A 21,085-nucleotide genomic window follows, 5' to 3' on the forward strand; every position below is an offset into this window, starting at 1 on the left:
GGCAGACAAGATGAACAGAAGAGTTGCCACCATGATTCTCGACCTTGACCGCACCTTACCGGACAGCCGGCGCCCCTGTCCGTCGACGCCAATCCTCGCCGCAGGACGCGCGCTGCCCGCGTTCATCGACAACGTCAGCAACCAGTCCGGTTGCGCACGACGCAGGCCGCCACGCGGACCTTGTGGCGCTTCTGAGGCCCTTCCCAAAAAACGACGACGGCGCATGAAAGCCGTCATCCTTGCCGGCGGAACGGGCACGCGCCTAGCCGAAGAGACGATCATAAGACCAAAACCGATGCTTGAAATCGGCGGCAAGCCGATCCTCTGGCACATCATGAAGATCTATGCCGGCCATGGCATCAACGACTTCGTGATTTGCCTGGGCTACAAGGGCTACATGATCAAGGAGTACTTCGCCAACTACTTCCTGCATACTTCGGACGTGACCTTCGACATGGCGAGCAACCAGATGCAAGTGCACGAGCGTCACACAGAGCCATGGCGAGTAACGCTGATCGACACCGGAGAGGCAACGCAAACCGGCGGACGGTTGCGCCGTGTGCGTGCGCATCTCGACAAGGACGAAGCATTCTGTTTCACCTACGGCGATGGCGTCGGGAACATCGACGTCAGTGCAGCGATTGCCTTCCATCGCCAGCGTCAGGTGAGCGCCACGGTCACCGCGGTCACCCCGCCTGGGCGTTTTGGTGCCCTTGAGCTGGCGGATGAGCGTGTCGTCGCCTTTTGCGAGAAGCCGCGCGGCGACGGCGGCTGGATAAACGGCGGCTTCTTCGTTCTCAACCCGAGCGTATTCGACCTGATCGACGGCGATGCCTGCATTTGGGAAGCGGCTCCGGTCGAACGTTTGGCTCAGACCGGCCAACTTGCCGCGTGGCGACACGACGGCTTCTGGCAGGGCATGGACACCCTGCGCGACAAGGACCACCTTGAAAATCTCTGGGCCTCCGGCACGGCCCCTTGGAAAAACTGGTGATTGAGCCCGCGTTCTGGAAAGACAGGCGCGTCCTGGTCACCGGACATACCGGCTTCAAGGGTGGCTGGCTGTGCCTGTGGCTGCAGACGATGGGTGCGGAAGTCACTGGCTATGCGCTACCGCCGGCCACTCAGCCGAACCTGTTCGAGATCGCCACCGTCGGCCAGAAGATGGCGTCGATTCTCGCCGACATCAGGGACCCGGACCAGCTGCGCACAGCCTTTTCCAGGCACCGTCCAGAAATCGTCTTCCATCTCGCGGCGCAGGCCGAGATACTGCCCGCGTATTCCCACCCCGTTGAGACCTACAGCACCAATGTGATGGGCACCGTCCATGTTCTCGAGGCCGTGCGCCAGAGCCAGGGCGTGCGCGCCGTCGTCGTCGTCACCAGCGACAAATGCTATGAGAACCGAGAGTCGGGACAGGCCTACCGCGAGAGCGATTCACTTGGCGGCGCCGATCCCTATAGCAGCAGCAAGGGCTGTGCCGAGCTGGTCGCGGCCGCCTATCGTTCCTCCTTCTTCAACCCTGTCGATCACGCCAGGCACGGCACGGCGATCGCCACCGCCCGTGCCGGCAACGCCATCGGTGGTGGTGACTGGTCGGCGAACCGTTTGATTCCCGATGCCATTCGCGCTTTTGTCGACAAGCAGCCGCTGCAGGTACGCCATCCCGCGGCGATTCGCCCGTGGCAGCACGTTCTCGAACCCCTGGCCGGCTACCTGATGCTCGCCGAGCAACTGGTCCAACAGGGCGCAAGCTTCGCCGACGCATGGAACTTCGGCCCGGCCAACGAAAACGCGCCCAGTGTCGAACAGCTACTCGATGCGCTGGTTAGCCTCTGGGGTGACGGTACTACCTGGAAGCGCGACCACAAGCCGCATCCGCATGAAGCGCAGCAGCTTCGACTCGATGCTTCGAAAGCAATCTCGATGCTGCGCTGGCAGCCGCGCTGGTCGCTCGGTTCCGCCCTGCGGATGACCGTAGCCTGGCACCGCGCGCATTTGCGCGGCGAAGATATGGCCGCCGTTTCCAGACAACAGATCGACAGCTACTGCCGAGCCACTTCCAGCGCAGGTATGGCATGAACGCCGACCCGCTGAGAGAACAGATCCTCGATCTCGTCGAGCGTCACGCCCGCGAGACGCAGCGCAGCACCACATTCCGGGCGGGTGCCAGCGCCGTACCGGCGGCCGGCAAGGTGATTGGCGCCGGCGAGCTTCGAAACATGGTCGACGCCGTGCTCGACGGCTGGCTGACCAGCGGCCGCTTCAACACCGGGTTCGAGCAGCGGCTGGGGCAGTTCCTTGCTGTCGAGCACGTGCTGACGACCAACTCGGGCTCCTCGGCGAACCTGCTGGCATTCAGTGCGCTCTGCTCGCCGAGCCTTGGCGAGCGCGCCATCAAGATCGGTGACGAAGTAATCACGGTTGCCGCCGGCTTTCCGACCACCATCAATCCAATCCTCCAGAATGGCTGTGTGCCGGTTTTCGTCGACGTCACCCTGCCGACCTACAACATCGACGTGGCCCAGATTGAGAAAGCGATCTCCAGCCGCACGCGAGCGATCATGCTCGCGCACACGCTGGGCAACCCCTTTGACCTCGCTGAAGTCTGTCGCATCGCCAGGAAGCACGACCTGTGGCTGATCGAAGACTGCTGCGACGCGCTCGGCTCACGCTATCAGGGCCGCTCCGTTGGCACTTTCGGCGATATCGGCACGCTCAGCTTCTACCCCGCCCACCACATCACCATGGGCGAAGGCGGCGCCGTGTTCACGCGCGACCCGCAGCTGAAGCGGATCCTTGAATCACTGCGCGACTGGGGTCGCGACTGTTATTGCGCAACAGGCTGCGACAATACCTGCGGCGAGCGCTTCGCGCAGCAGCACGGTGACCTCCCGTTCGGCTATGACCACAAGTACACCTACTCGCAGCTCGGCTACAACCTGAAAATAACCGACGTACAGGCGGCCTGCGCGCTGGCGCAACTCGACCGCCTACCCGATTTCATTGCCGCGCGAAAAAGGAACTTCGCCTGGCTGACGCAGCGTCTGGCGCCCCTTGCCGATTTTTTGCTCCTGCCGGAAGCAACGCCGGGCAGCGATCCCTCGTGGTTCGGTTTTCCACTAACACTCAAGCCGGAAGCTGCCTGCGACCGCGTCGACCTGCTCAGGTACCTGGACGAACAGCGCATCGGGACGCGCCTGCTCTTTGCTGGTAACGTGACGCGCCAGCCGTACATGAGCGGGCGAAATTTCCGCGTTGCCGGGTCACTGGACAATACTGACCGAGTGATGAATGATACTTTCTGGATCGGGCTTTGGCCGGGGCTGAGCGAGGAGACGCTCGATTATGTTACCGACAAGATTGGCGAATTTTTGGGAATCGAGCCATAGCCGCCGCGACGACCAACGACCATCCTCTTGCTGCCGACCTCGACGCCATCATCGACCGTGCCGAGAGTCTGTTCCTGCGACTGGCCGGCGAACGGCTATTCGTCACAGGTGGCACCGGCTTCTTTGGTCGCTGGCTACTCGAAGCCCTGACCCGCGCCAACGATCGCCTACACCTACACCTGCATATTACCGTCCTCAGCCGCAGCCCCGAAGCCTTCTCCGCGCGCGCACCAGCGCTGGCAAGACATCCGGCGCTCAGCTGGTGGCGGGGCGACGTGCGCGACTTCGCGTGGCCCCCCGGCTCCTTTCCACTGGTGATCCACGCAGCCACCGCCGCCAGTGAACGGCTCAACCGGGCGCACCCTCGAGAAATGTTCGACATTATCGTGGCGGGAACACGTCGGATACTCGAATTTGCAGACGATGCGGGTACTCACGCGCTGCTGTTGACCAGTTCCGGTGCGGTCTATGGGCGCCAGCCGCCAGACCTCGCCCATGTGGCTGAGAATTATTGCGGCGCGCCAGACCAGCTCAGCACGGATTCAGCCTACGGCGAGGGGAAGCGTGCTGCCGAATTCCTCGCCGCGACGTCCGGTCTGCCAGTAAAAATCGCGCGCGGCTTCTCGTTCGTCGGACCGTTCCTTCCACTCGACGCGCATTTCGCTGCTGGCAACTTCATCCGCGACGCGCTCGCCGGGGGGCCCATCGTTGTCCGCGGCGATGGGACAACTCTGCGCAGCTATCTCTACGCCGGAGATCTTGTCGTGTGGCTACTCAAGATTCTGCTCGACGCAGCCAAGCTCCGGCCCTACAACGTCGGCTCCGACCAGGCCATCGACATTGCTACAGTTGCCTTCGAGGTCGCCGATACGGCCGGTGGTCTCAGCGTCGAAATACTGCACCAGCCAGACGGCACGCCACCAGCACGCTACGTGCCAGACATCTCCCGCGCCCGCGCCGAACTCGGCCTCGACGTGTGGACCGACCGCGCTGGAGCCCTCCACCGTAGCTTGAATTTTTCCCGTAGGTCCGAGCCCGCCGTAAGGAACCGCGGCAGTATGCGAGAATGACAAGCCGTCGATAACATCTATCTGGCCGGAGCTAGGACAAACGCCGACGGCAGCTGAAGCCCGACCGATACCTGCAATTCCTCCTGCCCAACGGTAACGCAGGTCGTTACGCTTAACCACCCATCACATGCCCAGCCTCTCCATAGCCACGAATCGCTTCCGCTCGCTCGCCCACCTCGCTACACATCGCTACTTGGTTGGCCAACTGGTCAGGCGTGAAGTGCTGGTAAAGTACCGCGGTTCACTACTCGGCGTCGGCTGGTCCTTCCTCTACCCGCTACTGCTGCTGCTCGCATTCACGCTGGTCTTCGGTGGCGTCTTCGGCGGTCGCTGGGGTAACACCGAATCCACTCGCAGCGGTGTCGAGATGGCGCTGTTCATCTACTGTGGGCTGACAGTGTTCACGCCCTTCGCTGAAGTGATTACCAGCAGCCCGCGCCTTCTGAGTGCCAACCAGAATTTCATAAAGAAAGTCATCTTCCCGGTGGAAATCCTGCCGCTGGTCGCCGTGCTGGCAGCCTTGATCCACGGAACCACGCACTTGCTGTTGCTCACCTTGGCCGCCCTGCTCGTCGGTAACGGTAGCGTCACGATGCTGCTGACCCCGCTCGTGATGCTACCGGTCTGGCTCTTCACGCTTGGCGTTGCCTGGTTCCTCGCTGCTGCTGGCGCCTACGTCCGCGATCTGGCGCATGGCATGCCGGTGCTGGCGCAGTTCCTGATGTTCATGCTACCGGTGTTCTATCCGGCAACCGCTGCGCCAGGTGTATTGCGCGTTCTCAATACCGTCAATCCACTGGCGCTCACGATTGATGATCTCCGCTTGACGTTGTTGCAGGGAAAGCCACCTGCTTGGGGACCATGGTGGGCAATGCTACTGCTCGGCGGCATTACGCTAATTTCCGGTTACGCCTTCTTCATGCGCTGCCGTGAGGAATTCGCCGATGTCATCTGAGCCGGTAATAGCCGTGCGCGGAGTGAGCAAGAGCTACCGGGTCTACAACCACCCGCTGCAGCGCCTTCTATCGCGCTTCACCGGCAGCTGCATTGGTCGTCACAAGGAGTTTCATGCGCTCCGCGACGTCAGTTTTGACGTCCACAAAGGTGAGACGGTAGGCATTCTCGGCCGCAATGGGTCTGGCAAGAGCACCCTTCTCCAGATCATATGCGGCATACGCCAGCCGACAACCGGAACCGTGAGCGTAAAGGGGCGTGTATCTGCGCTGCTAGAGTTGGGCTCTGGATTTCATCCGGAGTACACCGGGCGCGAAAACATTTTCCTTCAGGGGTCCGTGGTCGGGCTGGATCGTGCGGAGATTATCGCTCGTTTCGACGACATCGCTGCGTTTGCCGACATTGGTGAGTACATCGATCAGCCGGTCCACACCTATTCCAGCGGGATGTTCTTGCGCTTGGCCTTCGCTGTGGGCATCGCTGTGGAACCGGACATTCTGATACTTGACGAAGCGCTAGCTGTCGGGGATGCCGCGTTCCAGGCGAAGTGTTTCAGAAAGATCGGCATGCTCAAGGAAGGCGGAGTAGCCATACTGTTTGTGTCGCATTCAACAGAGCAAATTTCCCGGCTATGCGATTCGGCAATACTCCTGGACGACGGCGCGCTCATCTGCCGTGGCGACACTGACAAGACAATACGAGAATACCTGCCCCGCCTTTTCGAAGTAGCCGATTCACGATCACGCCAACCAGACCCTTCCGACGTGGCCAGCTGCTATCGCTACGACCTTGGCGCGGCCGAAGCTTTTTGCCACCGGCCAGGCTACTGCCCTACGGAACACCGTTGGGGAACACACGACGCCCGCATTGTCGACTTCAGTATCACGCTCACTTCTGAGGATGCCGCCAGCCAAGAACCAAGACTCAAGCAAATGCGAGTCGAACTCGTCATCAGATTCTTCCGTGAGGTGCTATACCCGATATACGGCATTACCTTAAAGACCAAGGACGGGATCGCTCTGTTCGGTACGAATTCGACGGAAATTGGGCAAAAAAATTCGGTTCCTGTCAGATCTCAATCTCCGGGAACAGAAGTGCGAATCTGCTTTGGGCTTTCGCTCCCTCTCTGCGCAGGAGCCTATCTGCTGTCGGTAGGTGTAGTAGATGCTTCATGCGAAGGTCTTGTGCCGCTAGACCGGCGCTATGACTCCATCCTGATCGAAGTTGCTTACCCGCCTGCTTTACAGGGGATGGTTGATATGAATCCCAGCTTTTCCTACATCGCTCATTAATATGCCAAGCCTGTAAAACCAGCTGGCCGCGATGCTCGATTCGTGCACCGCGGCGATATTATAATCATTAACCACTCTCGATGAGGCTCAGTTGATAACCAACCAAAGGAATATCATATGACACGACCTTCTAGCAATCTTTTGCGCCAGATAACTATTACCAACGACATCCATGTCGTCGAATTCTGCGGTTTAAGGAGCGTCACTAATGTGATCTACGTAGAACGCAGTGAATCACCGTGCAGGTCCTGCATAACTCGATGATAGAAGCCCCGTATTTCAAAGACCCGGATCACGGCACGTGGCGCCGCAAAGACTTCGCCGGTATACCCTACTCCGACGGCCTCGCAGCGGAGTCGGCAATTCTCGATATTGTTCGCTCCTGTTCGGACCTTAGCGTTGGCTCCAAGGAACTCGCACGGCATATTTGCGATTGGCCGACAGAGTATCACTTCAGCGCGACCAGGGCAAACCTGCTGCGCCCTTTTTGTATCGACAAGGACAAACACGTCCTGGAATTGGGTTGTGGGTGCGGAGCCCTCACCCGCTACCTGGGAGAATCCGGCGCCACGGTCACCGCTGTCGAGGGCAGCCTTGTACGTGCAAGCATCACCGCAGCGCGCTGCCGAGATCTTCCGAACGTACACATCGTGGCGGACAGCATCCAATTGTTCAAGCCGTGCATGCAGTTCGACATCGTCACCCTGATTGGTGTCCTGGAATACGCCCCTATTTTCATCGGCGGTGAGAATCCCGCCCTGCAATGTCTTGACATCGCGCGTCGATTCCTGGCCCCTGGTGGAACCCTCCTGCTGGCCATCGAAAATCAGCTTGGGCTTAAATACTTCAACGGCTGCACCGAGGACCACGTCGGCGAGCTATTTTTCGGTCTTCAGGATCAGTACGGTGCCGCCACGCCTGTCACCTTCGGGCGCGCGGAACTGCAGCGCCTGCTGAACAAAGCAGGATTTTCTGCGACGCGGTTCCTGCTGCCGTTTCCGGATTACAAGCTTCCGGAGATCCTGATTGCAGAAGATGCCAGCGCCGTTCCGGACCTTGCCCTGCATAACCTGCTTGCCCGGAGCCAAGACCGGGACTACTCTGGCCGCCGCTTGCGCATCTTTGATGAACACCTTGCGTGGCGCCCCCTTGCACGCAATGGTCTGCTCGGCGATCTTGCGAATTCCTTTCTCGTTATTGCCGAAGCCGAAAGTTCGTCTGCGCCCCCACAACTGACAACGCCTTGGCTGGCAAAAATATATTCGATGTCTAGGAGACCCACCTGGGTAACTGAGACGACCATCCGCCTAGAACCCTCGGGCCTGCGCGTTAGCAAGCTCTCCCCTAGGAAAGCGGACGAGGAAGAAGAGGTTCGGATCGGCCCGTTCACCTTGCTGCATCAACCGTCGCCTGACGAAGCGTACATTGCAGGAGACCTGCTACTCCACAAACTCCAACGACTGGCACGGGAAAGCAAGCTTGTCGAAATGGCCGAGCTCGGTCGTCAATGGCTAGGCCTTCTTTTCCAGGGCCCGCCCCCGACCACGTTCGGACTCGCAAATCAGCAGGTGCCCGGGTCTTTTATTGACTGCATTCCTGCAAACCTGATTTCCGCCGAAACCGGCGAGTTGATAATGATTGATAAGGAGTGGCAGTTACGTGAGCCAATCCCTATGGCCTGGGTCATATTGCGAGGTCTGGTCAACACTCTATATCAATGCAAGTTCCCTCATGACTTCGGCCAAAGGACCTGCAGCGCAGTAATTTCCGAACTACTCGCGTTGATGGGCACCACAGTATCGGCTTCCTTGTACGAAGAGATATCGGTTCTGGAAAACATCTTCCAGGACGCCTGCCATGATGGCCGAGCGCCTAAACCGACCTTCCTAACGGCACTGGAAAATTGCGTACCTCGCTTGCCAGCAGTCGAAAGAATCTCTGAGATCGAAGATCTGTTGGCAGAAAACAGATCATACAAAAAAGCCTTATCTTGCATCGAAAACTCGATGTCCTGGCACATTACAAAACCATTGCGCTTTCTCGCCCGCGTGTTCATGAGGCACTGAATGGAAGATGCCAGCGTTGCTATTCTCAGAGCCCCGAAAAACATATCTTGAAAAAAAGACTATGAATAGACTATTCACAAAAATTCATGCCCTAGCTTTCCAACTGCGGATGTTTCTGAGAAACGGGTCTGTGCACCGCTACGAGTACGCGGTGGAAATGAGCAGCGACACAGCGGCCGCCAATGTTGTGCGGATGGTCGGCACAGGACGCAAAGTCCTGGAAATCGGCGCAGGGCCGGGATCCATTACTCGCTTGCTCAGCCGGCAGAATCAGTGCGAGGTGACGGCGATAGAACTGGACGATAGCGCGATCGAAAAACTCGGAGAATTCTGCAAACGTATCATCAAGATTGATCTAAACACGGCGGACTGGCGTGACGCACTATCTGACGACGGACCATTCGAGTCAATTGTCATCGCTGACGTTCTGGAACATCTCGTTGATCCGTGGCAGGCCCTTGCCGCGGCAAGAAGCCTGTTGGCGCGGGATGGAGAACTGATCGTCTCGCTGCCCCACGTGGGCCACAACGCGATTGTCGCGTGCCTACTCAATGCGGATTTCGAGTATCGTGACTTTGGTCTGCTCGACCGCACCCACATCCGTTTCTTTGGGATTAAGAATATTCAGCGCTTGTTCCAAGATGCCAATCTCAAGATCGTCGAGGCGCGCTTCGTTATTCGTACTCCAGAGCGGACCGAACTTGCCGCACAGTGGAACATGCTTTCTGACGATGATCTGCGAACCATTCTTGCGCGTAATCCCTATGGCAATATCTATCAGGTAGTGGTCAAGGTCGTCGCAGCAGATGGTATCGACTCAGGTCTGGACCTTACGCGTTTGACTGCAATCAACAAACCTTCGTCATAGACAAGCACCGGTCGCCATATTTTCTATTATGCACATCTCTGACCAAGGCGGTATTTCCGCGGAGCGTAGCGACACGGCGCACAGTATCCGGGTAATTGCTTTCTTCCTGCCACAGTTTCACCCGATCCCGGAAAACGATGCATGGTGGGGCAAGGGCTTCACCGAGTGGACCAACGTCACCAAGGCAACTGCCCTTTTTGCCGGCCATTACCAGCCGCACCTACCGTCCGACCTGGGCTACTATGATTTGCGCCTGAAGGAAACGCGGCACCAGCAGATAGCGCTGGCACGCAAATATGGCATTGGGGGTTTTTGTTACCACTACTATTGGTTTTCAGGAAAGCGACTGTTGAATCGTCCGGTAGATGAAATGCTCGCGGATTCAGACAGTCACATGCCGTTCTGCCTTTGCTGGGCAAATGAAAACTGGACACGGCGCTGGGATGCAGCCGAACACGAGATTCTCATCGCGCAACGCTACTTGCCTGAGGACGACCTGAATTTCATCCGGGATCTGAGCCCCTTTCTAATGGATTCACGCTACCTACGAATCGACGGAGCCCCGATCCTGATCGTCTACCGACCTCAGCATCTGCGAGATGCCAAAACAACCGTGCGCATCTGGCGTGACTATTGCCACGCCATCGGCATCGGAGAAATCCATCTTTGTGCTGCGCTGACACATGGCAACACAGATTATGCGCAGTTTGGATTCGATAGCGGCGTAGAATTCCCGCCCCACAACCTCACCGTCGGAAGCCACGATGATGGAGTGGCTTTCTACAAGCCATTCCAGGGGCACACATTCCTCTTCCACGAGATTGCCGATGCCTATCTGAACAAGAACTATCAATCCGCCAACGTTTTTTCGCTGTGTTTTTCCCTCGTGGGACAACACGGCCCGTACCGAAAATCGCGCGCTGATCGTCCTGAACGGCACACCCAAGAACTATGAGTACTGGTTGAGCGAGGCAATCCGCCGCACGACCGGCGATTTTCCGGGAGAGAAGCGCCTAGTGTTTATCAACGCTTGGAACGAGTGGGCAGAAGGCTGCCACCTGGAACCGGACAGAAAGCATGCCCTGGGATTTCTCGATGCCACTCGACGTGCGATTTCCGGCCAGTCGCGTCTGACGAGTTTCCTTGACGTGACCATGCCTGATGACAATGCCAGCAAACACCCGTCCTTCCTTCTGGACCTGGCGATCCTGGTCAAGCACCACCTGTACCGCTACAAACGGAGCGTGCATCTACTGCTTGACCGGATGCCACGCGCCAGGCGGGCTATCCGACGCCTCCTGCGCCGATAGGCAGGCAAGCGATGTCGCCACGCCTTTGTGCCGTGATAGTCACTTACGGTCAGCGCTACACTCTTCTCAATCAGGTGATCCAACGCCTGGAAGATGCGCGGGTCACATCCATTGTCGTGGTCTTCAACGGCAATCATGCACCAGAACATATCAGCCTCCGATCGACGGTCGTGCCCGTGCTCCTGCCCATTAACCTCGGCAGCGCCGGCGGCTACCTTGCCGGCATAGAGGCAGCGCTACTGCTCGACGCGACCCATTTCCTGCTGCTCGATGACGATAACCTACCCGAGCCGACCTGCGTGGACCGGCTGTTCCAGGCGCACGCCAAACTTGGCGGCGGATCCCTGTTGGCGCTGCAGGCCTTCCGACCGTCGCAGCCTTGGCAACGTGTCGTCGTCCGCGAAGGCGTGGTACCTGTCGGTCGGCCAAACAGCTACGGCTGGTTCCATTTCGCCAACGAACGGCACTTGCTACGACGGCAGCTTGGTGCGGGCGAAGCGGGGTGCGATGTCGACCGTGTGCCGGAGAATGCCTGCCCGCGAATTGACGTAGCTGCCTATGGCGGCCTGTTCCTCCGTCGCGAAGCCCTGCAACTGTCCGAACGGCCCGATCCGCGTTACTTCTGTTATTACGACGACTTCGACTTCACCGACCGCCTGGTACACCGCGGCATGACGATTCATCTCTGCGCCGATGCGGTGATTGACGACATAGAGACCTCGTGGCACGCCCCTAACGAGCGGGTGCATCCGACCTTCTCACCGCACACCGAAGAAGAGCGCATCTATCTCGACCTGCGCAACGCTTTCATCTTTTATCGCTCGCGAATCACCAACCGCCCTCTCTACTGGCTCAACGCTGTCGGATTCTGGCTGGGCATCGCCTACCTTGCGCTGTTTCGCTCCACCGACATTGGCACCACGAAACGCCGCCTGACGCTCATCCGCCGTGCCGTGCGGTTTGGCTCACGCGGGGAGTTCGCGCCCTCCGACGACTGACAATCCACCCGACAGACAGGCCCAGACTGATTCTCTTGTTCTTGACACCCATGAGCAGCACGCCGAAATCATACAAATTGACGATCAGATCTTCATTCTGTATAAACACAGCATGATCCCTCGCACGCTCGCCGCAACCCTGCACCGCCTTTGCCAAAGCTTCCCCGTCATCGCCATCACCGGGCCACGGCAATCGGGCAAGACGACGCTGGCGCGCGCAGTTTTCGCCAACAAGGCTTATGTATCGCTGGAAGATCCGATCGAGCGCGCTTTTGCCATGGACGACCCGCGCGGCTTTCTTGCCCGCTTCGCAAAGGGCGCAGTGTTTGACGAGGCGCAGCGCTGGCCGGATCTGTTTTCCCACCTGCAGGGGATGGTCGATGCCGAGCGCACGCCGGGCCGCTTCGTGCTCACCGGGTCGCAACAGTTCGGGCTTCTCGCGGGCGTGACCCAGTCCCTGGCCGGTCGCGTTGGACTGACACGGCTACTGCCGCTCGCATTTGCGGAAATGGCGGCCACTTCGCGCCAGCTGAGCGTGGACGCGATGCTGCTGCTGGGCGGCTACCCCCTTCTCCACACTCAACCGAGCATGGCAACTGACTGGTTCTCCAATTACGTCGCCACTTACATAGAGCGCGACGTGCGCCAGGTACTCAACGTGCAGGACATGGGCACGTTTCAGCGCTTCCTGCGTTTGTGCGCGGGCCGCAGTGGGCAATTGCTGAATCTGAGTGCGCTGGCGGGCGAGGCCGGGATTTCGCACAGCACGGCACGTGCCTGGCTGTCGGTCCTCGAATCGAGCGACCTGATCTTCCTGCTGCCTCCCTACCACCGCAACTTCGGGAAGAGGCTCGTCAAGATGCCCAAGGTGTATTTCCTTGACAGCGGCCTTGCCTGCTGGCTACTCGGCATTCGCTCGCCAGAAGTGCTGGCCCTGCATCCGAGTCGTGGCGCCTTGTTCGAAACCTGGGTCGTTGGCGAGTTCGTCAAGGGCCGCTTCAACCTTGGCCTGCCTGCCGACCTGTACTTCTGGCGCGACAACAACGGGCTCGAAGCCGACCTGGTTTTTGAAGTCGGTACGCACATTCAGCCAGTAGAGATCAAGTCCGGGCAGACGCTCACCCGCGATTACCTGCACGCCGGCCAGGCTTCGGGACGCTTTGCCGGCAGCGAAGCGCTACCACCATGGCTCATTTATGGCGGTAGCGATTCCTATGAGCGCAGCGGGGTACGAGTCATCGGCTGGCGTGACCTCGCGCTCGCGGACGGCTCGCCGCCGCAGCCTTCGCAATGATCACCGTCGCAAGTTACCTCGCCAACCGATTCGCCGAACATGGCCATCGCCACGTCTTCCTGGTCACCGGCGGCGGTGCGATGTTCCTCAACGACGCCCTATGTCATCACCCCGACATCGCGCCTGTGTTCTTCCATCACGAGCAGGCCGCAGCCATGGCTGCCGAGGCCTACGCCCGCATCGCCGGGCAGCCGCCGATCCTGAACGTCACCACCGGGCCGGGCGGTATCAATGCCCTGAACGGCGTTTTCGGCGCCTGGACCGATTCGGTGCCGATGATCGTCATTTCTGGCCAGGTCAAACGGGCCACCTGCCTGGCGACAACGCCGCTTGCCGGGCTGCGGCAACTGGGCGACCAGGAGTGCGGGATCGTTCCCATGGTCCGCGGCATTACCAAGTATGCGGCGCTCGTGGAACGACCCGAGGACATCGCCTGGCATCTCGATCAGGCGCTGCTCCTGACGACTTCTGGCCGGCCGGGGCCGGTGTGGCTGGACATCCCCATCGACGTGCAAAGCGCGACCGTCGACCCACGGCAACTTCGCCGCTTCGAGCCTGCGTGCGCAACCGGCGACACGACATCCATCCCGGACATCGAGCGCATTGTCGAGCGCCTGCGCAGCGCCAACCGACCGGTGATTCTCGCCGGCAGTGGTGTGCGCGCGGCCCACGCCACTGCCGAGTTCGATGCCGTAATTCGGCGCCTCGGAATTCCGGTCACCACCGCCTGGACGCACGACTTGATCGCTTCGGACGACCCGCTGTTCTGTGGTCGGCCCGGAACGATAGGTACGCGCGCCGGCAACTTCACCGTCCAGAACGCGGATCTATTGCTGATTCTCGGGAGTCGGCTCAACGTCCGGCAGGTCAGTTACAACTGGCAGGCCTTCGCGCCGCAGGCATTCAAGATTCAGGTCGATATCGACCAGGCCGAGCTGAACAAGCCCACCGTGAAGCCCGATCTGCCAATTGTTGCCGATCTCAAACACTTTCTCACGGCGTTCGCGAAGACCTTGGACGACTGGCGTCCAACCGCGACTCACCAGGCCTGGCTGGCGTGGTGCAAACAGCGCCTGCTCGACTATCCGAACGTGCGCCCCGAACAGCGCGTAACGGCCGGCGCTACGATCAACCCCTACCACTTCATCGAAACACTCTTCGAGCAACTAGCAAGCGACGACATCGTCGCCTGCGGCAACGCCACGGCGACCATCGTTCCCTTTCAGGCGGCAGCGATCAAGCGCGGCATGCGCATGTTTTCGAACTCGGGCAGTGCGTCGATGGGCTACGACCTGCCTGCTGCGATTGGTGCGTATTTCGGTGCGCTCGCTGGCCGTAATCAGCAGCGGCGCGTCGTTTGCCTGGCCGGAGACGGCAGCATCATGATGAACATTCAGGAGTTGCAGACCGCTGCCCAGCACCGGCTGCCACTGAAGATCTTCGTGCTCGACAACTGCGGCTACCTGTCGATCCGCAGCTCGCAAAGCAACTTCTTCGGCCGCCTGGCTGGCGCCGGTCCCGAGTCCGGCGTAGCGCTGCCCGATTTCGTCGCCATTGCCAAGGCCTTCGGCATTCCGGCGTCGCGCCTCGATGCTGCCGACTTCGCCGAACGCCTTCAGGACATTCTCGACGCCCCTGGTCCGCAGCTGTGTCAGGTGATGCTTGACGAGAAGCAGTCATTCGAACCCCGCACGAGTTCGCGCCAGCTCGACGACGGCCGCATCGTCTCGGCGCCATTGGAGGACATGTACCCCTTCCTCGACAGAGAGGAACTCGCGCGCAACCTGTGGCCGCCGAACGATGCCGACCCGCCTGCCTGAAATCGTCGACTACTGTTGGCAGTCTGCTGTACGTCGAAGTTCCGGCAGAGGCTTGGCGGCCAGCGCCTGGTTCCAGAAAACTGCGCGCTGCCTGCCTGCGTCTGCTGCTGCGCAATCGGCCGTTGCTGATTGCCGCCGATGTGCTGTGCACGGCCAGCCGCATCAAGCTCGGGCGGCTCCCGCCGCTAGGCTTCGTCGCCATGCGCGAGCATCTCAACTACTTCACCACCGAGTCGGTCCAAGCCCTGCTGCGCAACTGCGGCTTCGTCATCGACGCTTCAGGCATCAACAGTACCGGGCAGATCTTTGCGCTCGCCCGGAAAGCGATCACGAACGATGATCCGCTCGGCGAGGGAGACGATGTCGGACGACATCTCGTCGATGATCCGTCCGGAAAGCAGGCGCTCGGACGGCCAGGCGCGACGCTGCGCGTTCAATCCGTATAGAATTCACGTGACTCAAGATCAGCACTCGGACACCCATAACCACCTGTGCCACCCCGGTGGCTAGACCACCACACCGCCAAGCCCATGAGCCATTCGCAAACGTCGCCCGGCGCCGAGATTTTTGAACATCTGTTCGTCCTCGAACTGGCGAACAATCACCAGGGACGCCTGGAGCGCGGACTGCGGATCATCCGGGACTTCTCGCGGATCGTGCGCTTCAACAACGTCAAGGCGGCGATCAAGCTGCAGTTTCGCGACGTCGATGCTTTCATTCATCGCGACTTTCGTGAGCGCGCAGACATCCGCTACATCAAGCGTACCCTTGACACCCGGCTCTCAAAGCTCGAATACGCGACGCTGATCAACGCCATCCGACAAGCAGGCTGCATCCCCATGGCGACGCCGTTCGATGAAGTCTCGGTGGAGCTTTGCGTCGAGCTTGGCGTCGAGCTCGTCAAGATCGCCAGTTCGGACATCAACGACTGGATCCTGATCGAGAAGATTGCGACCACCAAAAAGCCGGTCATCGTCTCCACCGGTGGCTCGTCGCTGAAGGATATCGACGACCTGGTCAAGTTCTTCAATCGCCGCGGCATTCCGCTGGCGATCAACCACTGCGTCTCGCTCTACCCGTCCGAAGACCACGAAATCGAGCTCAACCAGATCGATTTCCTGCGCCGACGCTATCCGCACAATGTCATCGGTTTCTCGACGCACGAACAGCGCGACTGGCAGACATCGATCGCCATCGCCTACGCCAAAGGCGCGCGCACGTTTGAACGACACATCGACATCGCCGCTGACGGCCTGCCGGTCGCGGAGTATTGCAGCCTGCCACATCAGATTGACCAGTGGTTCAAGGCGCACAAAAAAGGCTGCAGAAATGTGCGGCGCACCGGGCACCCAGAAGCGCATCTCGCCGAGCCGGGAAAATCAGTACCTCGATGCGCTGGTCCGCGGCGTCTACGCCCGCCACGCGCTCGGCAAGGGGCACGCGCTTTGCGACGAGGACATCTACCTGGCCATCCCGCTGCAGAAAGGCCAGATTTCCTGCCGCGAGCTGATGCGCGGCGAGTTGCTGCTCTGTGACGTCGCCGCTGACGGCCCGATCATGATCGACATGATCGACAGCCCTTACGCCGAGAACGAGCAACTCAAGGCACTCATTTATCAACGCGGCCTGTGATCGGATAGCTTCATGTTTTGCGCAATCTTCCCCGCACTCGACGGCACGCCGCACTCTCGCACGCTTTCGTCATGACACATCCGACGCCATGAAGCTGATCAGCGTCGTCACCGGCTGCTTCAACGAAGAGGACAACGTCGACGCGCTCTACGCGCGCATCCGCGAGCAGTTCGAACGCCTCCCCGCTTACGACTACGAGCACATCTTTATCGACAACGCGTCGACCGATAGCACCGTCGCCCGCATCAAGGCCATCGCCGCAGACGACAAGCGCGTCAAGCTGATCGTCAACACCCGCAACTTCGGCCACATCCGCTCACCGACCCACGCCCTGCTGCAGGCGCGCGGCGAAGCAGTCATCGCCATGGCCTCGGACCTGCAGGAACCGCCCGAACTGATTCCGGAATTCATCGCGCGCTGGGAGCAAGGTTATCGCGTCGTCGCCGGAGTGAAGCCGAGTAGCGCCCACACCACCGCGATGACCTTCGTTCGCCGCTTTTTCTACGCTACGATCGGGCGCATTTCGGATACCCGACTGATCCCCAACTTCACCGGCTTCGGCCTGTATGACCGGGAGGTCATCGAAATCATTCGCCAAATGGACGACCCCTACCCGTATTTCCGCGGGCTGATCGCCGACATCGGCTTTGCGCACGCGGAAGTCCCGTTCGTCCAGCCACGGCGAAGCCGCGGCATCAGCAAGAACAACTTCTACACCCTGTACGACATGGCGATCCTGGGCATCACCAGTCATTCGAAAGTGCCGATCCGCCTGGCCACGATGGCCGGATTCGCCCTTTCAGCGCTCAGCCTGCTGGTGGCAATCGCCTACCTGATCTACAAACTGGTCAGTTGGGAACAGTTTTCAGTGGGCATCGCTCCAGTGGTCATCGGCTTCTTCTTCTTTGCTTCGGTGCAGCTGTTTTTCATCGGCATTCTCGGCGAATACATTGCGGCGATTCACACGCAGGTCCTGAAACGACCGCTGGTGGTGGAGAAGGAGCGCGTCAATTTTTCGCCGGTTGATGAATGATGCCGCTTGAAGGCGGCCCGGCGGACGACGCAGCGCTAGAGCCAGGTGCTCGGCAAACGCAGCAGCGCCAACAGGCGGATGCCCTGGTCGGCGCGCCTGCCGGCGTCGACGGACTGACCGCCCTCGCTCTGGCCTATCTGGCGTTACCGAACCTGATTTTCTTGTTTGGCTGGTTGCGCCTGCCAATCGCCCTGCTGCTGTGCAGCGCGATGATCTATTTCATCGCCCGGGTGTTCCGCCCGTGGCCCGCCGTATGGCGTTCCCAACATGCGCGGTCGGCGGTCGTATTGCTGGTCCTGACGAGCTGCGCCTGGGCAGCCTTCGGCGGTGGCAGCCACTTCATGCACGCCAACGCCGACTGGTACATTCGCGACGCCGTTCTCGGTGACCTCGTAAACGCCGAGTGGCCAGTCCACTACCTGGCGGCCGACGGGACAGCACTGATTCTTCGCTCGGCAATTGGCTACTTTCTGCCGCTTGCGGTGTTTGGCAAGCTCTTCGGGCTTGCTCATCTCGACCTCGCGGTCTACGCCTGGACCACTTTCGGTGTGCTGATCTTCCTGCTGATGCTACCGCTACCTGGAAGAGCCGGTTGGCGACTCGCTGTGGCGCTACTACTGGTGGTCTTCTTCAGCGGAATGGACTTTCTTGGCCAGATCATCGCCACAGAGTCAATGCCGCTCTTTCCGTTACGGCTCGAATGGTGGGTTCCCATGAGTTACCCCTCGCTCACCAATCAGCTGCTCTGGGCACCCAATCACTGCCTGCCGATCTGGATCGCAACAGTGGTCTTCTTGCGCCACCTGAACGGGGCTGAACTATTCCGGGTCACCGTCGCCTTGCTGCCCTTAACCCTGATCTGGACCCCTTTCGCAGCAATGGGATTGCTACCGTTCGCGGTGCTTGGAGCAGCGAAATACCAACGCCGGTTTGGCGGGCAGAGCCTGCCGTGGAGCAGCATCGTTGCGGCAGCCGCGTTTTCTCTGCCGATTGCCCTTTTCCTCCTGCTCGACACCGGGAACATCGAGTCCACGCTGGCGACGGTGCCGCCCGCTGCTCCGGTAAACTACCCTTTACAGGCAGCTTCCCTCCACTTGTACGCTCTCTTCGTCAGTTGCGAATTTCTGTTCTTGACCCTCGTGCTCGCTCCACACGTTCGCGACAGCCGCGCGGAGTTCTGGCTCGCAGTGATCGTACTGCTGGCTCTGCCGCTAATCCGTTTCGGACCCTCGAACGATCTCGGCCTGCGGCTCAGCACGACACCGCTGCTGGTCTTGCTGGTGATCTGCGTGCAAACGCTTCTGGCACCTGGCCGGCTCGCTGCGCCGTCCAGCCTCTGGGTGGCCTGCCTGTTTCTTCTCGCCGGCGCGCACACGGCTTTCAACGAGTTCTGGCGCGCCGCCACCTTTCATCGAAGCCCCGCGGACTACCACTACACGCTGGCGGATCGCCAGGGTGGCCAAGCCGCCGCGCACTACGTCGGACGTCTCGGCACTGCCACGCTACCGAATTGGATGAAGCCACTTCCGGCACCCTACTCGCGAGAAAAATAGTCCTCAGCCACACGCAGCTTTGACACCCCGCTTGTGGCGCCTACGTTTCTATCGGCACATCGCTTCACTTGACGGCGCCGAATCGATAAAGCGGAAAAACGCGTCCTCCAGGGTGAGGGCGGGGCGGATGTCGAGCACCGTATGCTGCGCCGCACGCAAGGCATCGAGCGACTGCCAGAGCTGGTCACGGCGGACATCCGCACGCCATCGTCCATTCGTTTCGGCAACAAATCCGCTCACCGGCCCGGCCCCTGCTGAGCGCACGGTCACTTTTTGTTCATCATGGAGCAGCTCGCCAGGCGCTTGCACCGTCACCAGCTCGCCGCGATTGATCAGCCCGAAGCGGTCGGCGAGGCGCTCGACGTCGTGCAACACGTGTGAGGTGAGCAGAATCGTTCCGCCAGAGCTGCGATAGTCGCTGAGGACGTCCACAACGTCCTTGCGCCCCACCGGGTCAAGCCCGGACAGTGGCTCGTCGAGAATCAGCAGGCGTGGCCGTATCGCCATCGCATGTGCCAGCGCGACGCGCTGCGTCATACCCTTCGAGAAGCTGCGGACGCGCTTGTCGGCCACGTGCGAGAGCGCAAACCTGTCCAGCCACTGCATGCAGTGCTGGCGCGCATCCGGCAGCTTGACACGATGGATCGCCAAACCCATCGTCAGGATTTCGAGCGGCGTCAGATAGTCGTAGAGACTCGGGTTCTCCGGCACGTAGCCAAGGCCGCGCCTGGCCTCGGGTAATGACACATCTTTGCCGAATAATTCTGCACGCCCCTTGCTGGGTTGCAATACGCCAGTCAGCACCTTGATCGTCGTACTCTTGCCCGCACCATTGGGGCCGATGAAGCCGAAGACTTCACCTTCGCTGATGGTCAAGGACAGTCCGCGCACGGCCTCGAATGCCGGTGTCCGCCAGGAGCGTGGGTAGGTCTTGCACAAGGCATCAATGAAAATTGCGGGACTCATTTTTTCAGGCTACTCGCGAAGACCGGAAGACCATCGGCGTCAATGGCAAAACCGGAGCCAAAGGAATCGACAGGCAGGCTATCGATCAACCCGGCACTCAGCAGGTCCTGAAGCGATTCGGGCGGTTTACCACGCCTCTCTGAATAGACGGTCGCCGCACGCCGCAAGGCAGCGAGATCGCGTAGGCGCTGACTACGCTGATGCAGGTAAGCGGCAAAATCCTTGCGCTTGGCCTGGGCGGCCATCGCGTCGACGATTCGGGCGGCCATGTCAAGATCCTGGCTGCGATCCAGCCAGCTGGCGGCAAGATCTTGCATCGTTAGCCGTTCATCCGGGTCCGGCAGTTCCTCTGCGGCTCGCCGCAACCACTCCGACGCGCCCTGCACGTCACCCATGAAGTGAAACAGGTTGAAGGCGTAGTAGAACGGTGGCTGATAGTCAAAAAACCGCGCCACCGTGGCTCGACGCAAGATGACCTGCGTGGGCTCTACCTGCCCCTCCCAGGGCAGTATCGCCGTGGCAATGTAGTAGTTGTCTTCGTGCGCAGGGTTCAGCCAGGACGCATCTTTCTGAACCTGGCCAAGCACCGCGTATTCCTCGGGTGCCATACGGCTGGTCTCGGTGACCAATGCGCGTATGACCGACCAGTTGGCCGCCAGGTAGCGGTCACCACCGGCCAGCGCGACCTGCACGAAAATCGGCAGCGCGACCTCTATCTCCGCATTCGGCCGTGATCGCTTGACGCCTTTCAGGCCGCTCTGCCCCAGCCAGAAAACAAGCCCCCCAGCAATCACGACCAGCAGCGGCAGTAACGACAAACGATGACCCATGCCGGCC

At 60.1% G+C, this 21,085-nt stretch carries 20 protein-coding genes; 18 read left to right on the forward strand and 2 right to left on the reverse strand.

Annotated elements, in window-relative coordinates; all coding sequences use genetic code 11:
* Window positions 1–223: 223 nt before the first annotated feature.
* The 18 genes from rfbF to E4Q23_RS12815 all read left to right on the forward strand — a co-directional run bounded on the left by rfbF (window position 224) and on the right by E4Q23_RS12815 (window position 19,282).
* Complete coding sequence (gene rfbF / locus E4Q23_RS12735; protein WP_169066975.1) at window positions 224–994, forward strand: glucose-1-phosphate cytidylyltransferase; 771 nt, start codon at window positions 224–226, stop codon at window positions 992–994.
* Window positions 991–2,082: a CDP-glucose 4,6-dehydratase gene (rfbG, locus tag E4Q23_RS12740; RefSeq protein ID WP_169066976.1), complete on the forward strand. Its 1,092-nt coding sequence runs from the start codon at window positions 991–993 to the stop codon at window positions 2,080–2,082. Before rfbF ends, rfbG begins: the two co-directional genes overlap by 4 nt.
* A complete protein-coding gene (rfbH, locus tag E4Q23_RS12745; protein WP_169066977.1) occupies window positions 2,079–3,392 on the forward strand; it encodes a lipopolysaccharide biosynthesis protein RfbH in 1,314 nt (437 codons plus the stop codon). Before rfbG ends, rfbH begins: the two co-directional genes overlap by 4 nt.
* Window positions 3,317–4,462: an NAD-dependent epimerase/dehydratase family protein gene (locus E4Q23_RS12750; protein WP_169066978.1), complete on the forward strand. Its 1,146-nt coding sequence runs from the start codon at window positions 3,317–3,319 to the stop codon at window positions 4,460–4,462. The genes rfbH and E4Q23_RS12750 overlap by 76 nt, the downstream gene beginning before the upstream one ends.
* A 127-nt stretch (window positions 4,463–4,589) precedes the next feature.
* Window positions 4,590–5,417, forward strand: a complete 828-nt coding sequence (locus E4Q23_RS12755; protein WP_169066979.1) for an ABC transporter permease — start codon at window positions 4,590–4,592, stop codon at window positions 5,415–5,417.
* Window positions 5,407–6,708, forward strand: a complete 1,302-nt coding sequence (locus E4Q23_RS12760) for an ABC transporter ATP-binding protein (RefSeq protein WP_169066980.1) — start codon at window positions 5,407–5,409, stop codon at window positions 6,706–6,708. The genes E4Q23_RS12755 and E4Q23_RS12760 overlap by 11 nt, the downstream gene beginning before the upstream one ends.
* 239 nt (window positions 6,709–6,947) lie before the next feature.
* Window positions 6,948–8,774, forward strand: a complete 1,827-nt coding sequence (locus E4Q23_RS12765) for a methyltransferase (protein ID WP_169066981.1) — start codon at window positions 6,948–6,950, stop codon at window positions 8,772–8,774.
* A 130-nt stretch (window positions 8,775–8,904) separates the two neighbouring features.
* A complete protein-coding gene (locus E4Q23_RS12770) occupies window positions 8,905–9,642 on the forward strand; it encodes a class I SAM-dependent methyltransferase (protein WP_211203744.1) in 738 nt (245 codons plus the stop codon).
* 28 nt (window positions 9,643–9,670) lie between these two features.
* Window positions 9,671–10,597: a glycoside hydrolase family 99-like domain-containing protein gene (locus E4Q23_RS12775; RefSeq protein ID WP_169066983.1), complete on the forward strand. Its 927-nt coding sequence runs from the start codon at window positions 9,671–9,673 to the stop codon at window positions 10,595–10,597.
* Window positions 10,491–10,952 (forward strand): glycoside hydrolase family 99-like domain-containing protein, encoded by a 462-nt coding sequence (locus E4Q23_RS24600; protein WP_169067002.1) that lies wholly within the window; start codon window positions 10,491–10,493, stop codon window positions 10,950–10,952. Before E4Q23_RS12775 ends, E4Q23_RS24600 begins: the two co-directional genes overlap by 107 nt.
* 11 nt (window positions 10,953–10,963) lie before the next feature.
* On the forward strand, window positions 10,964–11,950 hold the full coding sequence (locus E4Q23_RS12785) for a glycosyltransferase family 2 protein (RefSeq protein ID WP_169066984.1): 987 nt from the start codon (window positions 10,964–10,966) through the stop codon (window positions 11,948–11,950).
* A 112-nt stretch (window positions 11,951–12,062) separates the two neighbouring features.
* Window positions 12,063–13,244 (forward strand): ATP-binding protein, encoded by a 1,182-nt coding sequence (locus E4Q23_RS12790; protein WP_169066985.1) that lies wholly within the window; start codon window positions 12,063–12,065, stop codon window positions 13,242–13,244.
* Window positions 13,241–15,064: a thiamine pyrophosphate-binding protein gene (locus tag E4Q23_RS12795; RefSeq protein WP_169066986.1), complete on the forward strand. Its 1,824-nt coding sequence runs from the start codon at window positions 13,241–13,243 to the stop codon at window positions 15,062–15,064. The genes E4Q23_RS12790 and E4Q23_RS12795 overlap by 4 nt, the downstream gene beginning before the upstream one ends.
* Before the next feature lie 122 nt (window positions 15,065–15,186).
* Window positions 15,187–15,510 (forward strand): hypothetical protein, encoded by a 324-nt coding sequence (locus E4Q23_RS12800; RefSeq protein ID WP_169066987.1) that lies wholly within the window; start codon window positions 15,187–15,189, stop codon window positions 15,508–15,510.
* Between the two features lie 84 nt (window positions 15,511–15,594).
* Window positions 15,595–16,599: an N-acetylneuraminate synthase family protein gene (locus E4Q23_RS12805; RefSeq protein WP_336511682.1), complete on the forward strand. Its 1,005-nt coding sequence runs from the start codon at window positions 15,595–15,597 to the stop codon at window positions 16,597–16,599.
* Complete coding sequence (locus E4Q23_RS24865) at window positions 16,574–16,696, forward strand: hypothetical protein (RefSeq protein ID WP_336511683.1); 123 nt, start codon at window positions 16,574–16,576, stop codon at window positions 16,694–16,696. Before E4Q23_RS12805 ends, E4Q23_RS24865 begins: the two co-directional genes overlap by 26 nt.
* Before the next feature lie 88 nt (window positions 16,697–16,784).
* Window positions 16,785–17,729 (forward strand): glycosyltransferase family 2 protein, encoded by a 945-nt coding sequence (locus E4Q23_RS12810; RefSeq protein WP_169066988.1) that lies wholly within the window; start codon window positions 16,785–16,787, stop codon window positions 17,727–17,729.
* On the forward strand, window positions 17,726–19,282 hold the full coding sequence (locus tag E4Q23_RS12815; RefSeq protein ID WP_169066989.1) for a hypothetical protein: 1,557 nt from the start codon (window positions 17,726–17,728) through the stop codon (window positions 19,280–19,282). Before E4Q23_RS12810 ends, E4Q23_RS12815 begins: the two co-directional genes overlap by 4 nt.
* Before the next feature lie 48 nt (window positions 19,283–19,330).
* On the opposite strand, the gene E4Q23_RS12820 is transcribed toward E4Q23_RS12815, so the two are convergent.
* Together E4Q23_RS12820 and E4Q23_RS12825 are read right to left on the reverse strand one after the other, a co-directional pair.
* On the reverse strand, window positions 19,331–20,248 hold the full coding sequence (locus tag E4Q23_RS12820; RefSeq protein WP_169066990.1) for an ABC transporter ATP-binding protein: 918 nt from the start codon (window positions 20,246–20,248) through the stop codon (window positions 19,331–19,333).
* Window positions 20,245–21,078 carry a hypothetical protein gene (locus E4Q23_RS12825; protein WP_169066991.1) on the reverse strand — a complete coding sequence of 278 codons (834 nt, stop codon included), beginning with the start codon at window positions 21,076–21,078 and terminating at the stop codon, window positions 20,245–20,247. Before E4Q23_RS12825 ends, E4Q23_RS12820 begins: the two co-directional genes overlap by 4 nt.
* Window positions 21,079–21,085 lie beyond the last annotated feature (7 nt).

The sequence above is a fragment of the Candidatus Accumulibacter phosphatis genome (assembly GCF_012939955.1).
GTDB classification, from domain to species: domain Bacteria; phylum Pseudomonadota; class Gammaproteobacteria; order Burkholderiales; family Rhodocyclaceae; genus Accumulibacter; species Accumulibacter delftensis.

What these genes read in the sequence shown, in the direction of transcription:
- E4Q23_RS24865 (WP_336511683.1), top strand. Translation starts at nt 16,574, where the DNA reads ATGCGCGGCGAGTTGCTGCTCTGTGACGTCGCCGCTGACGGCCCGATC.
- rfbF (WP_169066975.1), top strand. Translation starts at nt 224, where the DNA reads ATGAAAGCCGTCATCCTTGCCGGCGGAACGGGCACGCGCCTAGCCGAA.
- E4Q23_RS12820 (WP_169066990.1), bottom strand. Translation starts at nt 20,248, where the DNA reads ATGAGTCCCGCAATTTTCATTGATGCCTTGTGCAAGACCTACCCACGC.
- E4Q23_RS12825 (WP_169066991.1), bottom strand. Translation starts at nt 21,078, where the DNA reads ATGGGTCATCGTTTGTCGTTACTGCCGCTGCTGGTCGTGATTGCTGGG.
- E4Q23_RS12760 (WP_169066980.1), top strand. Translation starts at nt 5,407, where the DNA reads ATGTCATCTGAGCCGGTAATAGCCGTGCGCGGAGTGAGCAAGAGCTAC.
- E4Q23_RS12775 (WP_169066983.1), top strand. Translation starts at nt 9,671, where the DNA reads ATGCACATCTCTGACCAAGGCGGTATTTCCGCGGAGCGTAGCGACACG.
- E4Q23_RS12785 (WP_169066984.1), top strand. Translation starts at nt 10,964, where the DNA reads ATGTCGCCACGCCTTTGTGCCGTGATAGTCACTTACGGTCAGCGCTAC.
- E4Q23_RS12810 (WP_169066988.1), top strand. Translation starts at nt 16,785, where the DNA reads ATGAAGCTGATCAGCGTCGTCACCGGCTGCTTCAACGAAGAGGACAAC.
- E4Q23_RS12805 (WP_336511682.1), top strand. Translation starts at nt 15,595, where the DNA reads ATGAGCCATTCGCAAACGTCGCCCGGCGCCGAGATTTTTGAACATCTG.
- E4Q23_RS12795 (WP_169066986.1), top strand. Translation starts at nt 13,241, where the DNA reads ATGATCACCGTCGCAAGTTACCTCGCCAACCGATTCGCCGAACATGGC.
- E4Q23_RS12815 (WP_169066989.1), top strand. Translation starts at nt 17,726, where the DNA reads ATGATGCCGCTTGAAGGCGGCCCGGCGGACGACGCAGCGCTAGAGCCA.
- E4Q23_RS12755 (WP_169066979.1), top strand. Translation starts at nt 4,590, where the DNA reads ATGCCCAGCCTCTCCATAGCCACGAATCGCTTCCGCTCGCTCGCCCAC.
- E4Q23_RS12790 (WP_169066985.1), top strand. Translation starts at nt 12,063, where the DNA reads ATGATCCCTCGCACGCTCGCCGCAACCCTGCACCGCCTTTGCCAAAGC.
- rfbH (WP_169066977.1), top strand. Translation starts at nt 2,079, where the DNA reads ATGAACGCCGACCCGCTGAGAGAACAGATCCTCGATCTCGTCGAGCGT.